The following is a 19,308-nucleotide window of genomic DNA, read 5'->3' as shown; positions in this document are numbered from 1 at the left end:
TGCGCGGAAACTTTGAACTAGCATGCTCGGGACACCCATGCCCTAAGGGCCAATTTTGGAGGACAAGAATTGAGCGACGTAATCAACACGGCCGTGGCCGCACTGAGCGATAAAGTCGGCGGCGGATTTGACGGCGGCACTGCCAAGTTTGTGATTAATGGCGAAGGTGGTATCATCATCGACGCCGACGGCGTACGCGCAGGCGACGATGACGCTGACGTGACCCTGACCGCCGATGCCGACGTGTTTCAGGACATGCTGTCGGGCGATCTGAACCCGACCACCGCCTTCATGACCGGTAAACTGGCTGTGGACGGCAACATGGGTCTTGCCATGCAGCTTGGCGCTGTTCTGGCCTAAACCTCTGAAATTCGGCAAGGATCTGCGGAATGAGCACCTCTGACGCCCCTTTGTTTGACGACATTGCACAAGGACCCGCCGAAGGGCGGGCCTTTTGGCGTGAGACGTCAGATGGTGTGCGGATCCGGCTCGGGCTGTGGCCTGCCGCACCGACTGCTAGCCCGGTCGGGACAGTGCTGCTGTTCCCCGGCCGCACCGAATATATCGAGAAATATGGCCTGATTGCCGCCGAACTGGCGGAGCGTGGTTTCGCCACGCTCAGCGTCGATTGGCGCGGGCAAGGCCTGTCGGATCGCGCAGATCAGGACCGCCTGCTGGGCCATGTCGGGCATTTCTCGGAATACCAGCTGGATGTCGCCGCGATGATGGCGCTGGCCGAAGACCTCGACCTGCCCCGCCCCTTCGTTCTTGTCGGGCATTCTATGGGCGGCTGCATCGGATTGCGGTCGCTGCACGAGGGGTTGGACGTCAAGGGTGCCTGTTTCAGCGCGCCTATGTGGGGTATCACCATTGCCTCGGCCCTGCGTCCCATTGCCTGGGGCGTGTCCTGGGCTCTGCACCAGACCCCGTGGAAGCTGATGCTGACCCCCGGCACCGCGCGTAAGACCTATGTCGATATTCAGCCGTTTGAAGACAACATGCTGACCACCGATCCCGAGATGTACGCGCTGATGCAACTGCAAGCCAGCGCGCGTCCCGAACTGACCTTGGGTGGCCCGACTGCAGGTTGGCTCTATGCCGCCCTGCGCGAAACCACCGAGCTGATGAAGCTGCCCGCACCCAGCATGCAAACCGTGACCTTCCTTGGCACGCAAGAGCGCATCGTGGAAGCGGACCCGATCCAAGACTTGATGGGGCGGTGGCGTAACGGTCGGCTGGATCTGATGCACGGCTGCGAGCACGAAGTGCTGATGGAAGCCGAGCCAATCCGGGCGCAAGTCTACGACGCAATTCACCTGCTGGCGCATGCCAATGGGAACGCGAGCGCTGCCTAATTAGCGATTGTTTTTCAAAGGGTTATTAGGCGCTATTCACCTAACATCTCAATCAGAGCGCGCGTAGATCCATCCAGTGCATCCGCCGACGCGTCTCCGCTCAGAACCGGCGCCAAGGCAACGGCCAGTTCCTTGCCCAGTTCCACGCCCCACTGATCGAACGAGTTGATGCCAAGCAGCACCCCTTCCACGAACACACGGTGTTCATAAAGCGCGATAATGGCACCCAGAACCTCCGGCGTCAGCTTGGAATAGAGCAACGTGGTCGAGGGGCGGTTTCCGGGGAAGACACGGTGGGCGGCCTGACGCTCCAGCTCGTCCCCGTCAAAGCCTTTTGCCTGCATCAACGCACGCGCCTCGGACAGGCTGCGGCCTGTCATCAAGGCCTGCGACTGCGCAAGACAGTTGGCCACCAGCAGCTGATGCTGGTGCGCCAGATCAGGTTCATGCCCTTCTGCCCCCACCATGAATTCGCAGGGGATGATGTCGGTACCCTGATGGATCAGCTGATAGAAGGCGTGCTGGCCATTGGTGCCCGGCTCGCCCCAGACCACGGGGCCAGACGGCAGGTCCAGCGCCGTCCCGTCCAACGCCACGCGCTTGCCGTTGCTCTCCATCTCAAGCTGTTGAAGATAGGCGGGCAGACGCGCCAGACGTTGCTCGTACGGCAGCACGGCGCGGGTTGCATAGCCGCAGACCTGACGGTGCCAGAACCCGACCAAGGCCAGCATCAGCGGCATGTTCGCGCGACCTTCGGCGGTCTGAAAGTGCTGATCCATCGCGCGCGCGCCGGACAGCATCTGATCGAACCTGTCAGCCCCAATGGCGATCATCAAGGACAGCCCAATCGGCCCCCACATGGAGTAGCGCCCGCCAACCCAGTCCTCGAACCCAAAGACACGTTCATCAGCGATGCCCCACTCGGCCGTTTTCTCGAGATTCGAGGACAGCGCGGCGAAATGTAAACCAACCGCATCCGCAGGGACATCCCGCAGAAGCCAGTCGCGCGCTGTGGCGGCGTTGGTCATGGTCTCGATGGTGGTGAACGTCTTCGAGGCCACCATGATCAGCGTTTCCGCTGGGTTCAGCCCGCGCAAGACATCTGAAATCTGCGCCCCATCTACGTTCGAGACGAAATGCACGCGCGGCCCGTCGTGGTAGGGTGAAAGCGCTTGCGTCGCCATCGCCGGACCAAGGTCTGAGCCGCCAATGCCGATATTCACCACATCCCGGAACCGCCCCCCGCCCGGCGCACGGATCTGGCCCGCGCGCAGGCGCGTGGCGAAATCCCGCATCCGTGCAAGCGTGTCGCGGACACCCGGCATGACGTCCTCGCCATCCACGAAGACCTTAGCCTCGGGGCCCGCGCGCAGGGCTGTATGCAGCACCGCGCGACCTTCGGTGTCGTTAATCTTGGCACCACCGAACATCTGATCGCGCCGCGCCGCCACCCCAGCGTCATCCGCAAGGGACAACAGCAACTCAACCGCCTGATCATCCAGCCCCGTTTTCGACCAATCGAAATACAGGCCCGCAGCCTCGGAGCTATATTTGGTCGCCCTGTCAGGGTCGGCGTCGAACAGGTCGGTCAGACGCGTGTTAGCTAAGGTTTTGTTATGCGCAATCAGCTTATCAATGGTCATAATATTCCCCGGTGCAGGCCTTCGCCCGCGTTTATTCTGCCCAGTGCACCGTCATATCGGACATCACGGCCTTCACCGGTGCAAGGCGGGCGTGTTTTTCGGCCATCGCCTTGTTCAGCGCATCACGCTTCGCCGTGCCTAGGATCAACAGATGTTTGGACATTGCCCCGTTCAAAATCGGCGCGGTCAACGTCACACGTGGTTCATCCGCGCCGGGCGCACGCATCGGCAGCAAGGGCGGCGCGTGACGAGACAACGCCTCGTCCAAGTGATCAGCGCCGGGAAACAGGCTGGCCGTGTGCATGTCTTCGCCCATCCCCAACAGCACGACCGAGATCGGCGTGAGCGCTTCGACCCCGCGCGACAGATCGGGCAAGGCGTCTTCCGGGCGCGAATTGTCGGCATAGAGCGGCACCAGATTGGCTTTGGCAGCGTGCCCTACCAGCAGGCGCGATCGCAGAAGTGCTGTGTTCGAGCGCGGGCTGCTTTCCGGCACCCAGCGTTCGTCCGTCAGCAACACATCGACGCGCGCCCAATCCAGATCCACCGCGCTGAGTGCGTCGAATACCGGCCCGGGCGTCGTGCCACCCGGCACTGCAAGCGATGCACGCTCTTCATGGTCCAGCATTTGGGTCAGTTCAGACGCCAGCACATCGGCCAAGTCCAGCATCATCATGTCGCGATCTGCATACTCGATCAGGTTCATTCGCGAATCTCCCTCCAGCGACGGCCATCTTTATGAAGCAGCATAAGCGCCTCTTCCGGCCCGGTCGAGAACGGGTCATAGCTGATCGGTTTGTCGCGGCGACGTTCCCAATCTTCGATGATCGGATCGGTCCAAGCCCATGCGGCCTCGACCTCGTCCCCGCGCATGAACAGCGTCTGGTTGCCGCGGATCACGTCCATGATCAGACGTTCATAAGCATCTGGAGAATCGGCGATTTCTTCCCCCAATGCCTCGGCAAAGGTCATGTCCAAAGGCACGTCGATCAAGCGCATGCCCCCCGGCCCGGGTTCCTTGATTGTGACCTTCAAGTCCATGCCTTCATTGGGTTGTAGACGAATGGACAGCTCGTTCGCGGACTGGCCCGTGTCTGCCTCGAAAATCGAGTGCGGCGGTTCTTTGAACCGCACCACAATTTCGGACATCCGCGCCTTCAGGCGTTTGCCTGTGCGCAGGTAAAACGGCGTCCCGTTCCAGCGCCAGTTCGAGATGTGCAGCTTCATCGCAATGAAGCTTTCCGTGTCACTGGCGTCGGCTTCCGCATCCGTCAGATAGGACGCGACCTCGTCATCTGCCGCGTACTGACCGCGCACCATGTCTTCCGGCGCGACAGGATCCAAAGCGCGGATGATCTTCAACTTCTCATCCCGCACCGCATCCGAATCGAATTTCGAGGGCGGCTCCATCGCGGTCAGACACAGAAGCTGCATCAGGTGGTTCTGCACCATGTCGCGCATCGCGCCCGATTTGTCAAAATACCCGCCCCGCCCTTCGACGCCGACGGTCTCGGCCACGGTGATCTGGATGTGGTCCACGTATTGCGCGTTCCAAAGCGGCTCGAACAGCATGTTGCCAAAGCGCAGTGCCATCAGGTTCTGCACCGTCTCTTTTCCAAGATAATGGTCGATGCGGTAGATCTGGCTTTCGTCGAAATGTTCGGCCAGCGTGGCGTTCAGCGCGCGGGCAGATTCGATGTCATGCCCAAAGGGCTTCTCGACCACGATCCGCGCCTCAGGCCCTGCGATCCCCTTCGTGTGAAGGCGTTCCGCAAGGGGACCAAACAAACGGGGCCCGACCGAGAAATAGAAGGCCTGTACCCGGTCCAACTTGCTTTTGGCTTTCAGCTCTGCCCAGCCGTCATCGCCCGTGGCGTCCACTTGCACATAGAATAGCGTCTCGCGAAACGCCGCCAGCGTGTCGGGGTCACATTTGCGCTTGGATACAAAGCTACGCACGGCCTCTTCCACGAAATCGCGAAAGCCGTCGTCGTCCATGTCACTACGCGCAGCACCGATGATGCGCGCGCCCTTAGGCATCTGACCATCACGGAAGCGCCGGTACAGACCGGGCAGGATTTTGCGACGCGACAGATCACCCGTCCCACCAAAAATGACCAGATCAAAAGGATCGACCGGAATAACACGCGAGACCATCAGGAACTCCAGTTATGTTAGCGCTAACTATTTCACTCACGGCCTTCTAACCGCTTCGTTCGCATAAGTCTAGCATCCTTATGGCGCGTCACAAGCAAAGTCGGTCAGGATGGCGGATCAGCCCACCATCACACATAGAAGCTCGAACATGATCGATGCGCCCAAGTAAGCAGTCGCTCCGCTGGGATCGAACGGTGGCGAGACTTCAACCAGATCAGCGCCGATAATGTTCAACCCCTGCAAGGCGCGCACGACCTGAAGCGCTTGATAGGAGTTCGGCCCACCGACCTCGGGCGTGCCGGTACCGGGCGCGAAGGCGGGATCAACGAAATCAATGTCATAGCTGACATAGGTGGCACCCTGCCCGACGATCTCGCGGGCCTCGGTCATCACGTCATCCACCCCGCGGGTGTGGAACTCTTCGATGGGAATCACGCGGATGCCGACGCTGTCGGCAAAGTCGCGGTCTTCATTGTCATAGGCGGTGCCACGAATGCCAATCATCACCACGCGCTTGGGGTCCAGAAGCCCCTCTTCCACGGCGCGGCGGAAGGGCGTGCCGTGGGTGTACATGGTGCCGTCGAAATACGAGTGGAACAGGTCCGTGTGGCTGTCGAAATGCACCATCCCAACCGCCCCGTCCTTGGCCAGTGCACGCAGAATCGGCAGGGTACACAGGTGATCGCCCCCTCCGGTCAGCGGACGGATGCCAGCGGCGTGGACGCGGGCATAGAACGCCTCCATCCGCTTCAGGCTGTCCATGACGTCCGCGGGATTCGGGGCTACGTCGCCCAGATCCGCGCAGTTCATTACCTCGAACGGGCGCACGCCGGTCGCACCGTTCTGCGCCCGGATCATGGTGGACATATCGCGCAATTGGCGCGGGCCGTGGCGCGGGCCGGGTCGGTTGGTGGTACCACCATCCCAGGGCGCACCGATCAGGCCAACCTGCACATCCGAGAATCGCGGGTGGTCAAAATCCACATAAGGCAGCCGCATGAAGGTCGGCACGCCAGCGAAACGCGGCAGATCAAAGCCTGAAACGGGGGTGAAAAACGGATCTGACATGGCGGCCTCTCTGTTGTGTAAGAGGACGCTAGCGAGTCACATCCACGCCGTCATGCGAAATCCGACAGATTAGGCATCGAGTTCTGTATCCCAGTACAGAAAGTCCATCCAACTGTCGTGTAAATGGCCGGGGGGAAACTTGCGCCCGACATTGCGCAGCTCTTCTGCCGTGGGTTGGCGCGCAGGCTTGCGCAGGCTCAGTCCCGAGTGCCGCAAGGGTTTCGAGCCCTTCTTCAAATTGCACCGCTGACAGGCCGCCACCACATTTTCCCAGCTGGTCACACCGCCAGCAGCCCGCGGCACCACGTGATCAAAAGTCAAATCCCCCTTCGCCCCGCAGTACTGACAGCAAAATTCATCCCTCAAAAACAAATTAAAGCGCGTGAAGGCCACGCGCTTTTGAGGTTTCACATAGTCTTTCAGAACCACGACCGAGGGGATCTTCAGCTCAAGCGACGGGCTTCTGACCACCTCGTCATACTCAGCCAATATATTGACCCGATCCAGCACCGCCGCCTTCACGGCCTCCTGCCAGGGCCACAGAGACAGCGGATAATAGGACAAAGGCCTGAAATCCGCGTTTAGCACCAAGGCGGCGCGCTGCTTGACGCCCCCGCCTTCGCGTACAAAGTCAGTTCTGAAGTCTCCGTCCATGACGCATCCAATCCTCGCCCGTAATACATCCTCAATCGGTTGTCGGGGCGGGACACCCGCCCCATGCTTATAGGTTGACTATATATTGATAAGACAACCTGACAACCCCAACATATGGGGTCATCAACGGGATAACATCGGATTATCTCAGGGATGTGACAGGCGGTGCGCCAGACGTGATCAGTTGGCAGCCTCGGCCGGGGCCATCCCCAGCTTGTCCAGCATGAAGCTCAGCGCAACCGACAGACCGTCCATCGCGATCCCATGCCCGGTGCCCTTCATGATGAAGCCGTAGGTCTCGAACCCAGCAGCCTGCAGCACTTCGCCACTTTCGCTGAAATGGCCTGGAGGCACCATGTCGTCCTGATCACCGTGGACCAGCAGGATCGGCAGTTTCGACACGACATTCTCGGCGAACTGATCCGGCTCCAGCATCCGGCCCGAGAACGCGACCAGCCCGGCAATCGGCTCGTCCCGACGGGGCAGCACACGCAGGGACATCATCGTGCCTTGCGAGAAGCCGAACACGATCAGTTGCGAGGGTTCGATGCCTTCATCTTCCAGCACCTGATCAAGGAAAGCGTTAATGTCGCCGGTCGCCATTTCGACGCCACGCATGCTGTCTTCTTCCGACGAACCGTCCAGCCACGGGATCGGGAACCACTGGTATCCCATCGGGTTGCCCAGGCATTTCTCGGGCGCGTCAGGGGCGATGAAGGTCGTGTCGGGCATGTGCTGCGACAGGGGATCGGCCAGCCCCAGCAGGTCGGCGCCATCCGCGCCATAGCCGTGCAAAAACACCACCACCGATTTCGTGGTGCCCGAGGCCGCTTCGCGCCGTTTGCTTTCCAAGATGCGGGTCATTCGCCTATCCCTTCGCGTTCTGTTTCCATGCGGTAATAGGCCCAGAGCAACCGCGCCGCAACGCCCCTGTTGGGGGACCAGTCCCGCGCCATCGCGCGCATCGCCTTTTCTTTGGGCCGCTCGGGCAGATCAAACAGCCGTTTCGCCGCCTCTTGCAGGGCCAAATCGCCTGCCGGAAACACATCCGCGCGGGCCAATGCGAACAGCGCATAGATCTCGGCCGTCCACGTCCCGATCCCCGGCACGGCGGTCAGAATCTCCATCACCTGATCGGACGGCAAGTGGTGCAGCGCGGGATAATCGATCCCCGCCTCGGCCAAAGCATTGGTATAGCGGATTTTCGGACGCGACAGTCCAACATCTGCCAGATCCTTATCACTGGCGCGGGCAACATTGCTGATGTCATCTAATCCAGCCTCCTGCACCCGCCGCCAAATTGCAGCTGCTGATGCGGTCGAGACCTGCTGCCCCACGATGGCAAACATGAGTGCCGAAAACCCATCCGGGCGCAGCCGCAGCGGGATCTCGTCCAGATGATCCCAAACGGGCCGGAACCGCGGCTCGATCCGGCACAGCGCGGCGGCCTCGCGTTGCAGGCAGTCCTGCCTGAGGATCAGTGTTTCAGGGCCGTCAGCCATGCCAGCGCCTCTTCAGGGGTTTCCACGCAATCGCAATCAGGCAAGGCGGGGCGGTTAAGCATCACGACGGGCAAGCCCAGCTGGCGCGCGGCCAACAGCTTGGCGCTGGTCGGCCCGCCCGCGTTTTTGCTGACCACATGTGTGATGCCGTGACTGCGCAGCGTGTCCAACTCTTCTTCCAACGAGAATGGCGGGCGCCCCACGATCCAGTCTCCCTCATAGGGAAAAGGATCGTCGGTCGCATCCACGCGGCGACAAAACAGTGTGCGCCCCTCGGCCAGATCTGCCCAATCCGAAACCGAAGCCGCCCCGGTCGCCAGCAGCACCCGCGCGCCCGTCGGAATGTGTTCTGACACCGCTTCGGGATGGTCGGTCAACTGCCAGTCGTCGCTACTTTCCGCACGCCATTCTGGCCTTAACAGCCGAAGATAAGGCACTGATAATACTTTGCATATTTGGAAGCTGCGTTCAGAAATCTGCGCCGCGAACGGGTGCGTAGCGTCAACGACGGCATTAAATCCATTTGTGATCACAAAGTCCCGTTGTGCAGCCACACCACCAAAGCCACCCACGCGTGTCGGAACGGGATAGGTCGCGGGGGCACGCGTCACGCCTGCCAAAGAGGCCAGCACATCCTGCCCTTGATCCGCCAAGAGCTTTGCCAAGGCGCGTGCCTCGCCGGTTCCAGCCAGCAGCAGGATTTTCACAGGGCTTGCGCGATGATATCGCCCTTTCGGTCAATCACCACGATGTCCACCGAAATCGGCGCAGCGCGCAGAATCGCGACGGCTTGGGACTTCGCTTTTTCGGCGATCATCGATGACATTTTTTGCCCATGTTTTTCATATGCTTGCAGGGCTGTATTCATGTTCGCAACCTCGGGATCGTCCAACCACTCGGCCAGCACATCAAAGTCCACCTGACTGCGCCCCGAATGCAAATCCCGCGCACCTTGCGCCAGCTTGGTCAGCTTGCCAATGCCGCCGCCTATGGTCACCCTGTCAATCGGGTTCCGCGCCAAATATTTCAGCATCCCGCCCGCGAAATCTCCCATGTCGATCATCGCCCCGTCAGACAGGCCCATCAGCCCCTGCACCACCTTTTCCGAGGTCGCCCCGGTGCAGCCCGCCAAATGGGTCAGCCCCTCAGCGCGCGCCACATCAATGCCCCTATGGATCGAGGCGATCCACGCCGCGCAGGAAAACGGGCGCACAATGCCGGTGGTGCCCAGAATGGACAGCCCGCCCTTGATGCCAAGCCGCGGGTTCCACGTCTTCTCGGCAAGCGCCGCCCCATCCTCGACCGAGATGGTGACGATCACATCCGCGGCTTGATCATAGCTCGCCGCGGCCTCGTGCACGACGCCTTTGATCATCTGGCGTGGCACCGGATTGATTGCAGGTTGCCCGACAGGGATCGGCAGGCCGGGTTTCGTCACCGTGCCAACGCCCTCGCCCGCGACAAAGAACACACCCTGTCCCGGTTTCGCAGGCGCGACACGCGCCCGGATCACCGCGCCATGGGTCACGTCCGGGTCGTCGCCTGCATCCTTCACGATCGCCGCTTCCGCCCAGTTATCGCCGGTGATCAGATCGTAGATCAGGAAATCCGGCGTTTCCCCACGCGGCAACGTGATGGTTACGCGCGCGGGCGCACCCTGCCCCCATAGCGCATCCAACGCGGCCTTCACCGCGGCCGTGGCACAGGCGCCCGTGGTCCAGCCACGGCGCAGTTTCTGAGGGTCAATCTTTTCCATCCTAACGACTATACGCACGCAAATCCGCGCCGCCAATCCGTTCTGTGAGGTCGCAGTTACGCTTTTCGAGCGCGCCCAACGGGTGCATAAGGGGCGCATGACTGACTCGCACACCTATACCGTCCCTGTTTTGCCCGGCCACGACTGGCCAACGCTTGAACCCGGCTGGGTCTGGCTGTGCGGTGCTGGCCCCGGGGATCCCGGCCTTTTGACGGTTCACGCGGTGAATGCGTTGATGCAGGCCGATGTGATTGTGCATGACGCACTGGTCTCGCCGGAAATCCTCAGCTGGGCACGCCCCGAGGCCGAGGTAATCTATGCAGGCAAGCGCGGCGGCAAGCCGTCGGCCAAGCAGCGCGATATCTCGTTGAAGCTGGTGGATCTGGCGCGAGACGGCAAACGCGTGCTGCGCCTTAAGGGCGGCGACCCCTTTGTATTTGGGCGCGGCGGGGAAGAGGGCCAGACCCTTGTGCAACATGGCGTACCGATCCGCATCATCCCTGGCATCTCGGCTGGGATCGGCGGGCTGGCTTATGCAGGCATCCCGGTCACGCACCGCGATGTGAACCAATCCGTGACCTTCGTCACCGGTCATGACCAGTCCGGCAATGCCACCGGTTCCTTGGATTGGCCCGCCATCGCGCGTGGCTCGCAAGTCATCGTGATTTACATGGGCATGAAGCATCTGGACCGCATCCGGTCCGAGCTTATTTCTGCCGGTCGCGGGGAAGATGAACCTGTCGCCATTACCTCGAACGCGACGACGCCTGACCAGCGCGTGTTGGAAACCACCCTTGGCACCTGTGTCGAGGACGCTGCACGCGAAGGTATCGGCGCACCCGCCATCATCTGCGTGGGCCTTGCGGTTCTGATGCGGCAGGCCTTGGACTGGCAGGCGCTGGCGGCCGGTCTGGAACCGCGCAATACCGATCCGCTGGGGCGTGGCCGCCCGGCCGAGGATCGCTGATGTCCGCACCAACCGGTTTGATTCTGTCCGCGCCCTCGTCCGGCAGCGGGAAAACCACCCTGACCCTTGGCCTTCTGCGCGCCCTGTCGCGACGGGGCGTCGATGTCAGCGGGGCGAAATCCGGCCCGGACTATATCGACCCTCGCTTTCACGCCGCCGCCTGTGGGCGCGAGTGCCCCAATTTGGACGCATGGGCGATGAGTCCGGCGCGGCTGCATGATCTGGCGCGCTCTGGCGCCGAGCTTTTGCTGATCGAAGGCGCGATGGGCTTGTTTGACGGCGCGCCGCCCGAAGGGCGTGGCGCAACCGCAGATTTGGCACGCACATTCGGGCTTCCCGTTGTTCTGGTGGTCGATTGCGCCCGACTGGCCCATTCGGTCGCGCCCTTGGTGAATGGATTTGCCCAACACGATCCCGACGTGCGCGTCGCCGGCGTCATCCTGAACCATGTCGGTAGCCCACGTCACGAGGCGATGCTGCGCGCCAGCTTGCAAGACAGCCTGATTCCGGTGCTGGGGGCCGTGTATCGTCAGTCAGGGCTAGAACACCCCTCGCGCCATTTGGGATTGGTTCAGGCCGAGGAACATCCTGATCTGCAGGCCTATCTGGACCGCGTCGCGGATGTAGTCGAGGCCGCGATTGACCTTGACGCGCTGGTCGCATTGGCGGGCTACACGACGGACGCGCCGGGCGCTGCGACACGCCTGACACCTCCGGGCCAGCGGATCGCGGTTGCCTCGGACAAGGCGTTTGCCTTTGCTTATCCGCACATCCTGTCCGACTGGCGCGCCGCCGGGGCCGAGGTTTTGCCCTTCTCGCCGCTGGCAGATCAGGCCCCCGCCACCGACGCCGATTTCATCTTTCTGCCCGGCGGATACCCTGAGCTTCACGCAGGCAAACTGGCGGCAGCAGAGACCTTCAAACAAGGCATGCGCGCGGCCAGCTGCCCGATCTATGGCGAGTGCGGCGGCTACATGACCCTAGGCCGCGCGATCACCGACAAGAATGGTGAACGTCACGAGATGCTGGGGCTTTTGGGGCTGGAGACCAGCTTTGCACAACGCAAACTGCATCTTGGATATCGGGCATTGCACGCCGCCGAGGGTCCATTCGCTGGACATTGGAACGCGCACGAGTTCCATTATGCCACCACGCTTCTGGCTGAAGGCGCGCCGCTGTTCGACGCCGCAGACGCCGAGGGTCGTGCGCTGGCGCCAATGGGGCTGATCGAGGGCCACGTCTCGGGCAGTTTCGCGCATCTAATAGACCGGGCCTAACTGCGACATCCGCCCACAGAAAAGGGTACAATTTCGCTCTGGTCAAATCCCGTATGCATGGATACGCATATGCGCATGACCGATGCGACCCTTACCCCAGCCGACGACGCCCGCGCCAAGCGCAATGTGACCATCCTTGTGCTTGCGCAGGCCATTCTTGGCGCGCAGATGCCGATGATCTTCACCATGGCGGGTCTGGCGGGGCAATCGCTGGCGTCGAACCCCTGCTGGGCGACCCTACCAATTTCCCTGATGGTGGGCGGATCAATGATCTTTGCCAACCCCGTCGCGTGGGTCATGCAAACCTTCGGGCGCCGCGTAGGGTTCTGGCTGGGCACGCTGGGCGGCACAATTGGTGCGGCGATCAGTGCCTATGGCTTGATGCAGTCCGACTTCACAATTTTCCTGATCGGCTCGTTCTTTATGGGGCTTTATCAGTCTGCACAGGGCTTCTATCGTTTTGCGGCCACCGACACCGCCTCGGCTGCGTTCCGGCCCAAGGCGATTTCCTATGTGATGGCGGGCGGTCTGGCCTCGGCTATCATCGGGCCGCAGCTGTTCAACCTGACCAATGACGCGATGGTCGTGCCTTTCCTTGGGGCCTATCTGACAATCATCGCGATCAACCTTCTGGGATCGCTTCTGTTTCTAGGGCTGGACATCCCCAAGCCTGAAAAACCGCACGCAGACGCGCCCAAGGGCCGTACCCGGATGGAGCTTCTGCGCGACCCGGTGATTGCTGTAGCAATCATTTGCGGAATGGTGTCTTACGCGCTGATGAACCTGGTCATGACCTCGACCCCGCTGGCGGTTGTGGGCTGCGGGTTCGAGACCGACATGGCGGGCAACATCGTCACCGCCCACGTGCTGGCCATGTTCGTCCCCAGCTTCTTCACCGGCCACCTGATTGCCCGCTTCGGCACGCGCATCGTCATCGCGACCGGGCTGGCCATTCTGGGCCTAGCGGGCCTCGTCGCCCTGCAAGGGGTCGAGTTGGAGAACTTCTTCATCGCGCTGATCCTTCTGGGCGTTGGCTGGAACTTTGGCTTCATCGGCGCGACATCCATGCTGGCAGGCGCCCATGCACCTGAAGAGCGCGGCCGCGTGCAAGGCATGAACGACATGATCGTGTTTGGCTGCGTGACCGTGGCTTCGCTGGCCTCGGGCGGGTTGATGAACTGCTCGGGCGGGTCCGCCGTCGAAGGCTGGAGCGCGGTGAACATCGCCATGGTCCCCTTCCTTGCGCTGGCCGGTGCCTCGCTCATCTGGCTAATGATGCGTCCAGCCGAGGACGCCTGATCCCTCCAGTCCCTTTTTCGGCTGTCGCTTCCGCTGGGAATCGGTAAACAGCGGAAAATTCTGAATAAGGGACATGGAAATGAGTCGCGACATCACTCAGACCGACTATAAATTCGGGCCCGGACAGGCACTTGTGGGGGCACAAATGTTGTTCGTCGCCTTCGGGGCGCTTGTGCTGGTGCCCCTGCTGACGGGGCTGGATCCCAGCGTGGCGCTGTTCACCGCAGGCGTCGGCACGCTGATCTTCCAGATCGTCACACGTGGCAAAGTGCCGGTGTTTCTGGCCTCCAGCTTCGCTTTCATCGCCCCGATCATTTACGGCGTACAGACTTGGGGCCTTCCGTCCACCTTGGGCGGGCTTGCCGCCGCGGGCCTGTTCTATGTGGTGATCAGCTTTGCCATCCGCATCTGGGGCTCGGACTGGCTGCACCGCTATCTGCCGCCCGTCGTAGTTGGCCCGGTGATTATGGTGATCGGTCTGGCGCTGGCACCAGTGGCCATCAACATGGCAACGGGGCTTGCAGGTGACACGCAGATCATGCCGAAACCCTATGCACTGATCTTGGCCGCCGTCTCGCTGGGAACCACCATGCTGATCGCAATCCGCGGTCGCGGCATGGTGAAGGTGGTTCCGATCATCTTCGGCGTCATCGCAGGCTACCTTGCCGCGCTGATCCTGGGCGCCATCACCGGTGAAAGCCTTGTGAGCTTCCAAAGCTTCCAAGACGCGGCGTGGTTCGCCGTTCCCGGCTTCGTCGCGCCCGAGTTCAACATGGCTGCCATTCTATTCATCCTGCCCGTCGCCATTGCACCTGCAATTGAGCATTTCGGAGACGTCATGGCCATCAGCTCGGTCACCAAGAAGGATTACCTGAAAGAGCCGGGCATCCAGAACACCATGCTGGGTGACGGTCTGGCCACCGTGTTCGCCGGTCTGGTCGGCGGCCCCCCCAACACCACCTATTCCGAGGTCACCGGCGCCGTCACCCTGACCCGCGCATTCAACCCGGCCGTGATGACCTGGGCTGCGATCTTCGCGATTGGACTGGCTTTCGTGGGCAAAGTCTCGGGCGCGTTGGGTACGATTCCGATGCCCGTCATGGGCGGCATCATGGTCCTGATGTTCGGCATGGTCACGGTGGTGGGCCTGACCGTACTGGCGCGGATTGGTGCGGATGCACTGACCAATAGCCGCAACATGGTGATCGTCTCGACCGTTCTGGTGATCGGCATCGGGGGTCTGTCGATCCCATTCGGCGGCGGCTTTACCTTGGCCGGTATCGGCCTTGCCGGTGTTGCCGGCGTGATCCTGAACCTGATCCTGCCTAAGGAAGCAGAACACATCGAAGCGTAAACCGCTTTCTGAAATACAGCGCGCCCGGAAACGGGCGCGTTTTTCTTTGGACACAAGATCGGCGCTGACGCTATTGCGCCTGAACGGGCAGGTCTTGCTCTTTCTCCATACGCTCGGACATCGCGCTGGCGCAATGCTTGCTGCAGCCATGTTGACAATCATCGTGATAGCAGGGCGGTGCATTCCTCTCTAAACCGCTGTTTTCCATAGAGGATTGGCTTTTCTCGACCACATCAGTCACCGCAGCCTGTGGAATGCGTTTTTGAAACAGGATCCCTGCAAAATACTCGTTCTTCCATCTGATCTTTCCACGGCGACGATGACCGCAGAAATAGAGATCTACACAATCATCCTGCATATGGATCGGGGCGGCTTCGATCTTCATGCCGTTCCGATTGATGTCGACGATCCGTGTCTTCGTGCATCCCTTCTCGATGCTGACCAACACAGGTGTATTGCAAACCGCCCGCTTGGCGCGACCGCGAAACCCAAGCCGGGCCAAGATTGCTGCCACGACAGCGAGAAGGCCCAGCGAACCGCCGCTCAACACAATCGGATTTCTGGCGGTGCCGACACCGCCTTCTTCCTCTTGACCGGCAGTGGGAATATGCCGGATCGCAAGCGGTTTGGTGTCAGGTCCACCCCCGGTCGAGACAATGTAATCGCATCCAAAAATGACCGTGATCAGCTCGAGATCAGTGCGGAGTGACAACAGGTTGGCATGGAACAATGCCTCCGCATCGGGACGTGCAACGGCCTGATCCAACGCGGTCGAGACCTTACCCAGCGCATCCGATTTGCTGGTCACCCCTGCCGGTAAGTTATAGGCACGAACCCGTTTCAGCCGTTGTGAAAGGGACGTGATCACGCCCTGTGTGGCTCCAGGATCTGCTAGCTGACCTTCTGCCTGCACCTGCGCATTCGCTTTTTGCAGCACCGAGACGTCATTGCAGATCCGCGTGTCCTTCGCCTGCGCTTCGGTGCCCCAAAGACAGCAAAAGAAAGAAACAAGTAAAGCATTTCTGCGTAACATAATGCATGCAGCATCTCAGATGAGCATTACCAAACTGATAACGCCGCATGGATTTGCCTGCTTACCCGACGCGCCCCGCACGTCCCCCGCGCCGCTTGGGCGTATCGGCTTTCACCAAGGCATCGCGCAACACATGCGTCATGGGATGGTCAGGCTCTGCCTCCCCATAGTGATCCAGCAAGGCTTCGATGCGTTTTTCCTGCGTCATCTCGTGATCGTCAAACAATGCCCAATCCAGAAAGATCGAGCGGCATTCGCCGGGCGTGATCCCTTCGATCACATAGCTGTCACGGATCAGGCCCCGCGGATCGATTGCTGTCATAAGATCAGTCATACTTCCCTCCGGCGTGCATCACCCTGGTGGGTTTGTCAGCACCTCGTCAATGGCAAGGGCTGCGGCCCGCGCCTTCTCCTCTAGATCCTTGATCAGGGCAGCCTCACTTTCCGCCCCGGTCTCGCGTAGTAGCAGATCCTGACCGCCCTGCCCCAAAGCTTCAAGGTCCAAAGGACCGTCTGACAGCAGTTTGGACGCGGCCTGCAAGCGCCACATTAGGTCGTGAGATTGGGCCATATCGCGCCCTTGCGCGTCAGAAAACCACCCAATGGCGACACCTTGCGCGATCTGGCGGTCCGGTTCGCGGGGCGTGTCGGCGGACAGAAGGGCTGCGGCCTGAGCGACAAGCTCAACATCTTGCAGGTGGCCTTCACCCAACTTGGCATCCAACGCCCCGCCCGATTGCTTGGCGTCCGCGATGCGATTGCGCATCTCGATCACGTCATGGATCACCTTGGCGGGGTCACGGTCAAAGGCGAGAACCTCGGCCCGCGCGGCGTTGTAGTCATTGGTCAACCCCTCAGGCCCTGTCACCACCCGCGCGCGGGTCAAGGCAAGATGCTCCCACGTCCACGCCTCATCCCGCTGATAGGCTTTGAAGCTTTCGATCGAGGTCGCGACCGCCCCCTGCCGCCCAGATGGACGCAGGCGCATGTCGACCTCGTACAGCCGCCCTTCCGCCATTGGGGCAGACAGCGCCGTCAGGAAGGCCTGTGTCAGCCGCGCATAGTAAGGTCGGGTTGCCAAGGGACGGCGCCCATCCGACATATCCTCGCCCTGCGGGTCATAGATAATGATCAGATCCAGATCCGAGGTCGCAGACAGCGACCGCGCCCCCAAAGATCCCATACCGATGATCGCGGCCCCAGCCCCCGGAGGCGTGCCGTGCTTCAGGGCGAAATTGTCGACCACCACGGGCCAAAGCCCGCGGATCACCGCGTCCGCCAAGTCGGTATATTGCGCCCCAGCCTCGCGCGCATGGATCAGACCGCGCAGGAAGTGCACGCCAATGCGGAAATGCCATTCCTTCATCCAGCGCCGCGTGCCATCCAGTTTCGCCTCATAGTCGGGCGCCTTCGCCAGCCGCGCGGTCAGTTCTGCCTCAAGCGCGTCGCCGCCGGGCCACGGCTCGAAAAACCCGCCGCCGATCACCGCGTCCAACACCTGCGCGTTGTGGCCCAGATAGGCGGCGAGTGCGGGCGCCGTGGCGGCGATGTCGACGATCAGATCGACAAGTGTCGGGTTCGCCTCGAACAGCGAGAAGAGCTGCACGCCTGCCGGCAATCGCTTCAGGAAGCCATCAAACTGGATCAGCGCATCATGGGGACGCGGTGCGTCCGCCAGACGCGCCAGCAAATCGGGCTTCAGACGGTTGAAAATCTCGACCGCGCGGGCCGAACGCAGGCAGGGATAGGTTTCCCAACGCGCCACAATCTCGGCCTCGCTTTCAGACAATTCACGAGTGTCGGCGGTGGACCCATCCGGTGCAAAGAAGCCTTCTGTGACCTCGTGCACCTCGGCCAACGCATCATGAATGCGGGTCTTCAGCGCGTCGGTATCGCCTTCGCCCATCATCCGGGCCAGGCGGTCGAACTCGTCCTCGGTTTTGGGCAGGTTGTGGGTCTGCGCGTCGCGGAACATCTGCACGCGGTGCTCGACCTCGCGGTGGAAGCGATAGTGGCGGGTCAGGATTTCAGCCACATCCGTGGGGATCCAGTCCTTCGCGGCCAAGGCCGCCAGCCCAGGCACCGTGCCCCGCATCCGCAGACCTTCGTCGCGCCCGCCCGCAATGATCTGGCGGGTCTGGGTGAAGAACTCGATCTCGCGAATGCCGCCACGCCCCAGCTTCATATCATGGCCGGGCAGCGTAATGTCCCCATGCAGGCCCTTATGTTCGCGAATGCGCAGGCGCATGTCATGGGCGTCTTGAATGGCGGCGAAATCCAGATGCTTACGCCAGATGAAGGGGCGTAGGCGGGTCAGATAGGCCTCGCCCGCTGCGATATCGCCACCACACGGGCGCGCCTTGATGTGGGCCGCACGTTCCCATGTGCGGCCAAGGCTTTCGTAATAGCGTTCCGCCGCTTCCATCGAGACACAGACCGGCGTGACCGACGGATCCGGGCGCAGGCGCAGATCGGTGCGAAAGACATAGCCGTCTTCGGTCAGTTCAGACAGCATGGTGCTCATCTTGCGGGTGGCGCGCACATGGCTGGCGCGGGCCTCGTGGAAATCGTCGCCCTCGAACCGGCTGTCGTCAAACAGCATGATCAGGTCCACGTCCGAGCTGTAGTTCAGCTCGTGTGCGCCCATCTTCCCCATCGCCAGCGCAACCATGCCGCCTGCGGTCTCGACATCGTCCTCGGTCATCCCCGGCAGTTTGCCGCGCCGGATTTCGTTGCCCACTTGAAAGGTCATCGCCGTGTGGGTGGCAAAATCCGCCAGATCGGTCAGCGCGCCGGTGACCTGTTCTAGCTGATAGACCCCGGCCAGATCAGCCAGCCCGGTCAGAAGCGCGATGCGTTGCTTGGCGATCCGCAGCGATTTGCGCAAGGCGCTGTCGCTGTCGCGGTTCATCTCTTGCATGGCGGCCGTGATCGCGTCTTCCGGCGCGATGCTCAGCGCCTCACGCAGCCAGTCGGCCTGTTTTTCCATCAGCCCTTTAAGATAGGGCGAACAGCCTGCCGTCCCCGATAGCACCCCGCGCAGCTCAGGCGTTAGATCTGCGAAAAGCGCATCAATGTCGGCGGCAGGCTCGGCCTCGTAAGCGATGGGGGTGCGGGTGATGCGGGCGGCGAAGGTATTCTGGCTCATATGCGCAAATTGCGCCGGGCGGCGGGGCGGGTCAACATGGGAAAGCAGCTTGCGACCATTAGACTTGACTGGATAGGGTCAGGCGAAACGCCGAC

Annotated in this window: 18 protein-coding genes; 6 read left to right on the top strand and 12 right to left on the bottom strand. The window is 61.5% G+C overall.

The window, feature by feature from the left end; genetic code table 11:
* Positions 1-69 precede the first annotated feature (69 nt).
* Positions 70-360, top strand: coding sequence for an SCP2 sterol-binding domain-containing protein (locus Q0677_RS03945; RefSeq protein ID WP_133488695.1), 291 nt, complete (start codon positions 70-72; stop codon positions 358-360).
* Between the two features lie 29 nt (positions 361-389).
* Positions 390-1,355, top strand: a complete 966-nt coding sequence (locus Q0677_RS03940; protein WP_298906074.1) for an alpha/beta hydrolase — start codon at positions 390-392, stop codon at positions 1,353-1,355.
* Between the two features lie 32 nt (positions 1,356-1,387).
* Here Q0677_RS03940 and pgi read toward each other — a convergent pair whose 3' ends face one another.
* From pgi to Q0677_RS03895, 9 genes are all read right to left on the bottom strand, one after another.
* The gene (gene pgi, locus Q0677_RS03935) at positions 1,388-2,998 is read right to left on the bottom strand and encodes a glucose-6-phosphate isomerase (RefSeq protein ID WP_298906071.1); all 1,611 of its coding nucleotides are present in this window, start codon (positions 2,996-2,998) and stop codon (positions 1,388-1,390) included.
* Positions 2,999-3,029: 31 nt separating this feature from the next.
* On the bottom strand, positions 3,030-3,704 hold the full coding sequence (gene pgl / locus Q0677_RS03930) for a 6-phosphogluconolactonase (protein ID WP_298906068.1): 675 nt from the start codon (positions 3,702-3,704) through the stop codon (positions 3,030-3,032).
* On the bottom strand, positions 3,701-5,155 hold the full coding sequence (gene zwf, locus Q0677_RS03925) for a glucose-6-phosphate dehydrogenase (protein ID WP_298906066.1): 1,455 nt from the start codon (positions 5,153-5,155) through the stop codon (positions 3,701-3,703). Before zwf ends, pgl begins: the two co-directional genes overlap by 4 nt.
* 117 nt (positions 5,156-5,272) lie before the next feature.
* Entirely contained in the window at positions 5,273-6,223 is a 951-nt protein-coding gene (gene speB / locus Q0677_RS03920) for an agmatinase (RefSeq protein ID WP_298906063.1), read from the bottom strand.
* Between the two features lie 69 nt (positions 6,224-6,292).
* On the bottom strand, positions 6,293-6,877 hold the full coding sequence (locus tag Q0677_RS03915; RefSeq protein WP_298906060.1) for an HNH endonuclease: 585 nt from the start codon (positions 6,875-6,877) through the stop codon (positions 6,293-6,295).
* A gap of 180 nt (positions 6,878-7,057) precedes the next feature.
* Entirely contained in the window at positions 7,058-7,741 is a 684-nt protein-coding gene (locus Q0677_RS03910) for an alpha/beta fold hydrolase (protein ID WP_298906056.1), read from the bottom strand.
* Positions 7,738-8,379 carry a DNA-3-methyladenine glycosylase 2 family protein gene (locus tag Q0677_RS03905; protein ID WP_298906054.1) on the bottom strand — a complete coding sequence of 214 codons (642 nt, stop codon included), beginning with the start codon at positions 8,377-8,379 and terminating at the stop codon, positions 7,738-7,740. The genes Q0677_RS03910 and Q0677_RS03905 overlap by 4 nt, the downstream gene beginning before the upstream one ends.
* Entirely contained in the window at positions 8,355-9,086 is a 732-nt protein-coding gene (locus Q0677_RS03900) for a cobalt-precorrin-6A reductase (protein WP_298906052.1), read from the bottom strand. Before Q0677_RS03900 ends, Q0677_RS03905 begins: the two co-directional genes overlap by 25 nt.
* Positions 9,083-10,135, bottom strand: a complete 1,053-nt coding sequence (locus Q0677_RS03895; RefSeq protein WP_298906051.1) for a cobalt-precorrin-5B (C(1))-methyltransferase — start codon at positions 10,133-10,135, stop codon at positions 9,083-9,085. Before Q0677_RS03895 ends, Q0677_RS03900 begins: the two co-directional genes overlap by 4 nt.
* 97 nt (positions 10,136-10,232) lie before the next feature.
* Here Q0677_RS03895 and cobA point away from each other — a divergent pair, with 97 nt between their 5' ends.
* From cobA to Q0677_RS03875, 4 genes are all read left to right on the top strand, one after another.
* Positions 10,233-11,102, top strand: coding sequence for a uroporphyrinogen-III C-methyltransferase (gene cobA / locus Q0677_RS03890; RefSeq protein WP_298906050.1), 870 nt, complete (start codon positions 10,233-10,235; stop codon positions 11,100-11,102).
* On the top strand, positions 11,102-12,379 hold the full coding sequence (locus Q0677_RS03885) for a cobyrinate a,c-diamide synthase (protein ID WP_298906047.1): 1,278 nt from the start codon (positions 11,102-11,104) through the stop codon (positions 12,377-12,379). The genes cobA and Q0677_RS03885 overlap by 1 nt, the downstream gene beginning before the upstream one ends.
* Before the next feature lie 75 nt (positions 12,380-12,454).
* Positions 12,455-13,678, top strand: coding sequence for an MFS transporter (locus Q0677_RS03880; RefSeq protein WP_298907480.1), 1,224 nt, complete (start codon positions 12,455-12,457; stop codon positions 13,676-13,678).
* Between the two features lie 79 nt (positions 13,679-13,757).
* Positions 13,758-15,032, top strand: a complete 1,275-nt coding sequence (locus tag Q0677_RS03875) for a uracil-xanthine permease family protein (protein ID WP_298906045.1) — start codon at positions 13,758-13,760, stop codon at positions 15,030-15,032.
* A gap of 70 nt (positions 15,033-15,102) precedes the next feature.
* On the opposite strand, the gene Q0677_RS03870 is transcribed toward Q0677_RS03875, so the two are convergent.
* The 3 genes from Q0677_RS03870 to Q0677_RS03860 form a co-directional block, all read right to left on the bottom strand.
* Positions 15,103-16,065: a hypothetical protein gene (locus Q0677_RS03870; RefSeq protein WP_298906043.1), complete on the bottom strand. Its 963-nt coding sequence runs from the start codon at positions 16,063-16,065 to the stop codon at positions 15,103-15,105.
* Between the two features lie 61 nt (positions 16,066-16,126).
* Complete coding sequence (locus tag Q0677_RS03865) at positions 16,127-16,399, bottom strand: hypothetical protein (RefSeq protein ID WP_298906040.1); 273 nt, start codon at positions 16,397-16,399, stop codon at positions 16,127-16,129.
* 18 nt (positions 16,400-16,417) lie between these two features.
* On the bottom strand, positions 16,418-19,213 hold the full coding sequence (locus Q0677_RS03860) for a glutamine-synthetase adenylyltransferase (protein ID WP_298906038.1): 2,796 nt from the start codon (positions 19,211-19,213) through the stop codon (positions 16,418-16,420).
* Positions 19,214-19,308 lie beyond the last annotated feature (95 nt).

It is taken from the genome of uncultured Aliiroseovarius sp., assembly GCF_947492455.1.
GTDB lineage: Bacteria > Pseudomonadota > Alphaproteobacteria > Rhodobacterales > Rhodobacteraceae > Aliiroseovarius.
This window is presented reverse-complemented; position numbering and strand designations above follow the sequence as displayed.